The organism is Halomonas campaniensis (assembly GCF_014193375.1).
In the GTDB taxonomy this organism is placed as follows: domain Bacteria; phylum Pseudomonadota; class Gammaproteobacteria; order Pseudomonadales; family Halomonadaceae; genus Halomonas; species Halomonas campaniensis.
Window position 1 is genome coordinate 1 of the sequence record NZ_JACHZF010000052.1, and the last position, 5,882, is coordinate 5,882.

The following is a 5,882-nucleotide window of genomic DNA, read 5'->3' on the forward strand; positions in this document are numbered from 1 at the left end:
ATGGCGGCTGATGCGGTTGATTCTTGTGTAGGAGCTTGAATTATAATCGATTTTCAGCCGCCTTTTTCATGCCCGGTGCAATATCCGGGCTAGGCGCCCTTGCCGGACGCCTACTGGTTAGTGGTCACGCCTGCAGGCGAGCGACGGTTTCTTCGGTGCTCCACAGGGCATTGGCCATGTAGCGGAAGTTGGTCAGAGCGGCGAGGTAGCCGTCACCTTCCGGAAGCTTGGCGGCAGCCGTGGCATCGCGCACTACCACCACCTCGAAGCCTTGTTCCAGAAGCTCACGCATGTGGGCCTCGACACACAGGTTGGCCGACATGCCGGCCAGGATGACCTGGTCGACGCGCTGTTTCCTCAGCTGCAGCACCAGGTCGTTCTGCTCGGGCCCATAGACCTTGTGGGGGGAGGTGATGATGGTCTTGCCATCCTCGATGAACTCGCGGTACTCGGGCATGAAGTCCGCTCCGCTGCCGCGCTCGAGTGCTGCCAGGGGATCCGGGCGATCGAACATGCCGATATTGTGCATCAGCTTTTCCAGAGGGCCATTGAACTGCCAGCGATGGTCATGCGGATAGTAGTAGTGGGGCGAGACGGCCACGGTGATGCCGCTTTGCTTGGCGGCAGCGAACAGGCGTCGAATGTTCTCGACAGTCCCGTGTTCCTGGACGCTCTCGCCGACCACTTCCCAGGTGACGCCGTCAGGGCTCAGAAAGTCGATCTGTGGATCGGTCACCACCAGTGCGGCTCGCGCAAGGTCGAGCTTGAAGCCGCCACTCGGCAGGGCCGCTTTCTCGGGCGGAGCGTAGGGATCACCGGCATGCTCTGCGGCTTCGGCTCTGCTGGACAGGCCACCCAGGGTGGCGGCAGTGATGCCCGCCAGCCCGCCGGCGAGCAGGCGACGGCGATCCTTGTCTACGGCGTGGAAGGTCGGCTCGGCTGCCGTGGAATGCGCCTTGTGATCGCACATGGTGTGTTCCTCTCAGATGTGGACGGTACGATGTCAGGCTAGTGCCATGCCCGTGCGATATTGTTCGCAAGGGGTGCCATTTCATCCGTTTCCGTCCGGGGCCTGCATGCTCGACCAGCTACTCAAGCACATGACCATCGAGGTGAGGTCTTTCGCCGTCTGCGAGGTGCGGCGCGGCTGGCCGCTGGAGACGCCCCCGCTGGGAAGCGTCTCGCTGCATTACGTGCTGCGTGGAGAAGGCCGCCTGCGCGACGGCTCGCATAGACCGTTGCCGCTGGCGCCGGGCATCCTGGTGATCTGTCCGCCGCACCAGCGATTGACCGTCAGCGAAACGGCCGGTGACCCCTTCCAGCTGCCTCACTGCGAGCCCGCCAGTGGCACCCTGGAGTGGCTGCGCAGCCAGCGTGACGACCGGCTGCCCGGGGTGTTGATCCTCTGCGGAATGCTTGATGTCGGGACCCCCGAGCTGGCCGGCTCGCCGTTCGACCGGCTGCAGGCGCCGGTGCGGATCGCCTCGGGCGACGTGGCCATCTCGCCACTGTTCGAGTCGCTGTTCGAGGAGCTATCCACCCAGGCGCTGGGCAGCCAGGCGATGATTGACGCGCTGATGAAGCAGTGCCTGGTGCTGCTACTTCGGGAGCTCGAGGCCAGCACGACGCATCCCGCCTGGCTGATGGCGCTGCAGGACCCGGCATTGGGAGCGGCCGTCTCGGCAATGACCGAGGACCTCGGGCGTCGCATCGGCATCGAGGAGCTGGCAGCACTCAGCCACATGAGTCGTACGACCTTCATCGACCGCTTCAAGCGGGCTTACGGGGAGCCGCCCCTGCGTTTCCTCGCCGAGCGGCGCCTGCGCCTGGCGCGTGACCTGCTGACCACGTCATCGCTGCCGGTCAAGCAGGTGGCCTTGCGCTGTGCCTACCGTAGCCGGAGCCAGTTCAGCGCCGCCTTCAAGTCGCGCTTCGGGCAAGACCCCGAGCACTACCGGCGCGAGCAACGCGACGATACCCACTGAATCGCCGGTTGCGGGCTACTCCCCGGGCGGTTCGTCGTCCAAGTGCAGCCAGCGGGCCAGCCGGGAGTGACGCCGTCGGCTCAGGTACCAGGGCAGCAGGGTCATCACGCTGAGTATGACGACGGCGGCCGTGATTGAGAGCAGCGGGTGCAGCTCGAAGGCGCGTCCGAGACCGGCGAACACCAGGGTCATGGGCAGCATGCCGGCCACCGTGCCCAGCGCGAAGCGTCCCGTGGTGATGGCGGTGACCCCGGCGGCGTAGCTCACAAGCGCAAACGAGAAGATGGGCACCAGTCGCGTGACCAGTACGGTCAGGAACAGCAGGCGCTGCGAGCCTTGAAACCCGAACAGCGGATTTGTCGGCAGCCTGGTGCGCAGGGCATCCCGCCCCAGTAGCCGGGCCAGGGTGAAGGCGATCATGGCCCCGGTCATGGCCCCGGTCATGGACAGCAGCACGCCCGGGAGCAGGCCGAAGGCTAGCCCGGCCGCGGCGGTCACCGGCAGGGTGGGAATCGGGCCCACCACCACCGCCAGCATCATCAACAGCAGGAGCAGCAGGGGCCCCAGGTTGCCCTGGCTGTTGAACCATTCGGCGATGCCGGAAGGGGAGAAGCTCATGGGCAAGCCTAGCCCCTGGAGTAGCCACCAGATGCCGGCCATGATGGCCGTCACGGTGGCGATGAGTCCGGCCCTGAAGGCCCAGGCGGCGGGAATGGTCACGATATCGGCATCCTTGGTCGTAACGTCAGGTTATCTGCCCATGGAAACGCGCAGGCGGCGCTTAAACTCAACCTGCACAGCAGGAAAGCTGCTTCACGTCCTTGGTGAAGGTCTGGGCGCAGAGCTTTAGCCCCTCCACCATGGTCAGGTAGGGAAACAGCTCGTCGCCGATCTCCTCGACCGTCATGCGCGCCCGCAACGCCAGCACCGCCGCCTGGATCAGCTCACCGGCTTCTCCCGCCACCGCCTGCACACCAAGCAAACGTCCGGTATCGCGTTGAGCGACCATCTTGATGAAGCCCAGTGTGTCGAAGTTCACCAATGCCCGCGGCACGTTCTCCAGCTCAAGGGTACGGGTCTCGACCTCGATACCCTGGTCGATCGCCTGAGCCTCCGTCAGGCCCACCGTGGCCACCTGGGGCTCAGTGAACATCACCCCGGGCATGGCGCCGAGGTCCAAGCGGGCTTCGCCGCCGGTCATGTTGATGGCGGCACGGCTGCCGGCGGTGGCGGCAACATAGACGAACTCGGGCAGCTCGGTGCAATCACCAGCGGCATGGATGTTCGACACCGTAGTACGCAGGCGATCGTCCACCCGAATCGCCCCCTGCGCAGTTACCACACCGATACTCTCCAAGTTCAGACCTTCGGTGTTGGGGGCGCGGCCGGTGGCGACCAGCAACTGATCCGCCCGCAGGGTGCCGGCGTTGGTTTCCAGCACGAACTCATCGTCGACGTGGTCCACGTGGCTGGCCTGGGTCTGCTTGAGGACCTCGATGCCCTCACGCTTGAATGCGGTCTCGACGGCCTCGCCGATGGCGGGATCCTCGGCGGAGAGCAGGTGGCTTCGAGCCAGCACGGTGACCCGGCTACCCAGCCGGGCGAAGGCCTGGGCCAGCTCCAGGGCAACGAAGCCGGCGCCCATCACGATCAGCCGTTCGGGGATGGTGTCGAGTGCCAGGGCGCTGGTGGAGGTCAGATAGGGCGTGTCGGCAAGCCCCGGCACCGGCGGCTCAGCAGGGCGAGCACCGGTGCCGATGAAGGCACGATCGAAATCGATGATGTGCTCGCCGCCGTCGTTCAGCGTGACCGCCAGTCGGTGGGCATCGAGGAAACGCGCCTCACCGCTGAGCACCGTGATGGCCGGATGGTCGCGCAGGATGCTCGCGTACTTGGCCTCGCGCAGCGCCTCGACACGCGCCTGCTGCTGCTCCAGCAGCCTGGGCCGATCCACCTCCGGTGCCTGGGCGCTCAGCCCCGCGTCGAAGGGGCTTTCCCGGCGCAGATGGGCGACATGGGCGGCGCGAATGAAAATCTTCGAGGGCACGCAGCCGATGTTCACGCAGGTCCCCCCCAGAGTGCCCCGTTCGATCAGGGTCACCCGGGCGTCGCGCTCGACGGCCTTGAGGGCAGCGGCCATGGCCGCTCCGCCGCTGCCGATCACGGCGATGTGCAGGATCTTGTCATCACTCATTCGGGGAGCTCCTTGAGCCTCTGGACGCATGGCGACAGCAGGCGTCGGTTTGTTTCTTGCGCCACAGCGCATAGGCAGTCAGGCCGATGAAGCCGGCCAGGGCGGGTAGCAGAACGAGATCCAGGTAGCCGGTGAGCGCCGCCAATCCCACGCTGCCCAGCAGGATCACCAGGATCGGCGTGAAACAGCACAGTGCGACCAGCACGGTGCCGACCACGCCTACACGCAGCAACGTCGTGGGATTTTTCATGGTCACTCTCGGCCTGCTTGCGCAGCTGATGGGGTTGAGGGATAGCCGGCGTTGGTGGTGGCCTCGATCAGAGCCTCCACGGAGGTCAGGGAGTCCTCGAAGGTGGCCACGGCTTCACGATCCGGGTAACTCACCACAACGTGCGAGACACCCTCCACCCGGCCAAGAGCAGCCTTGACAGTGATCGGGCAAGCGGCGCAGGTCATGCCCGGCACCGCGAGCGTCACGGTCTGCACGGCGGCCCAGACGGGCGTGCTGAACAGGACGATGAAAGCTACCAGCGCCAAACGCGTTTTCATGCACATCTCTCCTTTCAATAGAACAGCGGCAGGACGTAGGGGAACGCCAAGGCGATCAATACCAGCACTGATACCAGCCAGAAGAGCGACTTGTAGGCCGTTCGCACGCGAGGGAGCGCACACACCTCCCCCGGCTGGCAGGTGGCCGCTGGCCGAAAGATACGGCGCCAGGCGAAGCCCATTGCCACCAAGGCGATCGCGATGAACAGCGGGCGATAAGGTTCCAGGGCCGTGAGATTGCCGATCCAGGCGCCGGAAACCCCCAGTATGATCAGTAGCAATGGACCAAGACAGCAGGCCGAGGCCAGCAGTGCCGCGACGCCTCCGGCAGCCAAGGGACCACGCCCCGATTTCGATGTCGGCATGCCATCTCCCTTTCATGCGCCATGTGGGTAGGGATAAGGTTACTTCCGTAGTCAACTACGGAGTCAAGGAACATGCCGAACACGGTGGACTCACTGACCATCGGTGGCCTGGCCAGAGCGGCGGGCGTTCATGTGGAAACCATCCGCTATTACCAGCGGCGCGGTCTGTTGACGGTGCCCGAACGGCCCCCGGGGGGCATTCGACGCTATGGCGACGCCGATATCGACAGGTTGACGTTCGTGAAGACGGCGCAGCAGCTGGGCTTCAGCCTCGACGAGATCAGCGACCTTCTCCGGCTGGAAGATGGCACCCACTGCCAGGAAGCCAGCGAACTCGCCGAGCATAAGTTGCAGGACGTACGGGAAAAGCTCGACAGACTGCAGCAGATCGAGAAGGCCTTGAGTGACATGGTGGCCCGGTGCCACGCCCAGCATGGCAGCGTCACCTGCCCGCTGATTGCGTCATTGCATGAAGGGATAGGGAAAACCTGACATATAACGGCGAAATTATTCAGGACTGCTTGTCGACCAAAGAGGAGACGGTACCGCCACGCCCTACATGCCTCGTCTGAATCACTTTCTGTCGTGACACCGCACTCAAAGGACAATAAGAACCGATGGACCTGAGTAACCGCCACCTCGCCATGCAGGCCTGGTTGTTGATCCTGCTCACCAGCAGTTTCCTGATGGGCCTTAGCCTGGATATTGCATCAGACATGAAAAAGGCGGCTGAAAATCGGTTATGATTCAAGGGCCTAATCCAGAATCAACCGCTACAGCCGCCATGAC

The 5,882-nt window shown here is 64.3% G+C and carries 9 protein-coding genes; 3 read left to right on the forward strand and 6 right to left on the reverse strand.

Annotated features, from left to right (window positions below):
- Positions 1-124: 124 nt before the first annotated feature.
- Positions 125-970 (reverse strand): cysteine hydrolase family protein, encoded by an 846-nt coding sequence (locus tag BDK63_RS18005; protein WP_183334485.1) that lies wholly within the window; start codon positions 968-970, stop codon positions 125-127.
- 106 nt (positions 971-1,076) lie between these two features.
- On the opposite strand from BDK63_RS18005, the gene BDK63_RS18010 reads away from it, so the two are divergent.
- Positions 1,077-1,985, forward strand: coding sequence for an AraC family transcriptional regulator (locus BDK63_RS18010; protein WP_183334487.1), 909 nt, complete (start codon positions 1,077-1,079; stop codon positions 1,983-1,985).
- Positions 1,986-2,000: 15 nt separating this feature from the next.
- Here the strand turns inward: BDK63_RS18010 and BDK63_RS18015 are convergent, their stop codons facing one another.
- The 5 genes from BDK63_RS18015 to merT all read right to left on the reverse strand — a co-directional run bounded on the left by BDK63_RS18015 (position 2,001) and on the right by merT (position 5,093).
- Entirely contained in the window at positions 2,001-2,705 is a 705-nt protein-coding gene (locus BDK63_RS18015) for a VTT domain-containing protein (RefSeq protein WP_221202687.1), read from the reverse strand.
- A 67-nt stretch (positions 2,706-2,772) separates the two neighbouring features.
- The gene (merA, locus tag BDK63_RS18020; protein ID WP_183334489.1) at positions 2,773-4,179 is read right to left on the reverse strand and encodes a mercury(II) reductase; all 1,407 of its coding nucleotides are present in this window, start codon (positions 4,177-4,179) and stop codon (positions 2,773-2,775) included.
- Positions 4,172-4,429: a mercury resistance system transport protein MerF gene (gene merF, locus BDK63_RS18025; RefSeq protein ID WP_183334491.1), complete on the reverse strand. Its 258-nt coding sequence runs from the start codon at positions 4,427-4,429 to the stop codon at positions 4,172-4,174. The genes merA and merF overlap by 8 nt, the downstream gene beginning before the upstream one ends.
- Positions 4,430-4,431: 2 nt before the next feature.
- Positions 4,432-4,728: a mercury resistance system periplasmic binding protein MerP gene (merP, locus tag BDK63_RS18030; protein WP_183334494.1), complete on the reverse strand. Its 297-nt coding sequence runs from the start codon at positions 4,726-4,728 to the stop codon at positions 4,432-4,434.
- Positions 4,729-4,742: 14 nt separating this feature from the next.
- Complete coding sequence (gene merT / locus BDK63_RS18035; RefSeq protein ID WP_183334497.1) at positions 4,743-5,093, reverse strand: mercuric ion transporter MerT; 351 nt, start codon at positions 5,091-5,093, stop codon at positions 4,743-4,745.
- 72 nt (positions 5,094-5,165) lie between these two features.
- On the opposite strand from merT, the gene merR reads away from it, so the two are divergent.
- Together merR and BDK63_RS18735 are read left to right on the forward strand one after the other, a co-directional pair.
- Positions 5,166-5,585 carry a mercury resistance transcriptional regulator MerR gene (merR, locus tag BDK63_RS18040; protein WP_183334499.1) on the forward strand — a complete coding sequence of 140 codons (420 nt, stop codon included), beginning with the start codon at positions 5,166-5,168 and terminating at the stop codon, positions 5,583-5,585.
- A 125-nt stretch (positions 5,586-5,710) separates the two neighbouring features.
- Positions 5,711-5,839 (forward strand): hypothetical protein, encoded by a 129-nt coding sequence (locus BDK63_RS18735; RefSeq protein WP_281379343.1) that lies wholly within the window; start codon positions 5,711-5,713, stop codon positions 5,837-5,839.
- The last annotated feature ends 43 nt before the right edge of the window (positions 5,840-5,882 follow it).

What these genes read in the sequence shown, in the direction of transcription:
- BDK63_RS18005 (WP_183334485.1), bottom strand. Translation starts at nt 970, where the DNA reads ATGTGCGATCACAAGGCGCATTCCACGGCAGCCGAGCCGACCTTCCAC.
- BDK63_RS18010 (WP_183334487.1), top strand. Translation starts at nt 1,077, where the DNA reads ATGCTCGACCAGCTACTCAAGCACATGACCATCGAGGTGAGGTCTTTC.
- merA (WP_183334489.1), bottom strand. Translation starts at nt 4,179, where the DNA reads ATGAGTGATGACAAGATCCTGCACATCGCCGTGATCGGCAGCGGCGGA.
- merF (WP_183334491.1), bottom strand. Translation starts at nt 4,429, where the DNA reads ATGAAAAATCCCACGACGTTGCTGCGTGTAGGCGTGGTCGGCACCGTG.
- merP (WP_183334494.1), bottom strand. Translation starts at nt 4,728, where the DNA reads ATGAAAACGCGTTTGGCGCTGGTAGCTTTCATCGTCCTGTTCAGCACG.
- merT (WP_183334497.1), bottom strand. Translation starts at nt 5,093, where the DNA reads ATGCCGACATCGAAATCGGGGCGTGGTCCCTTGGCTGCCGGAGGCGTC.
- merR (WP_183334499.1), top strand. Translation starts at nt 5,166, where the DNA reads ATGCCGAACACGGTGGACTCACTGACCATCGGTGGCCTGGCCAGAGCG.
- BDK63_RS18735 (WP_281379343.1), top strand. Translation starts at nt 5,711, where the DNA reads ATGGACCTGAGTAACCGCCACCTCGCCATGCAGGCCTGGTTGTTGATC.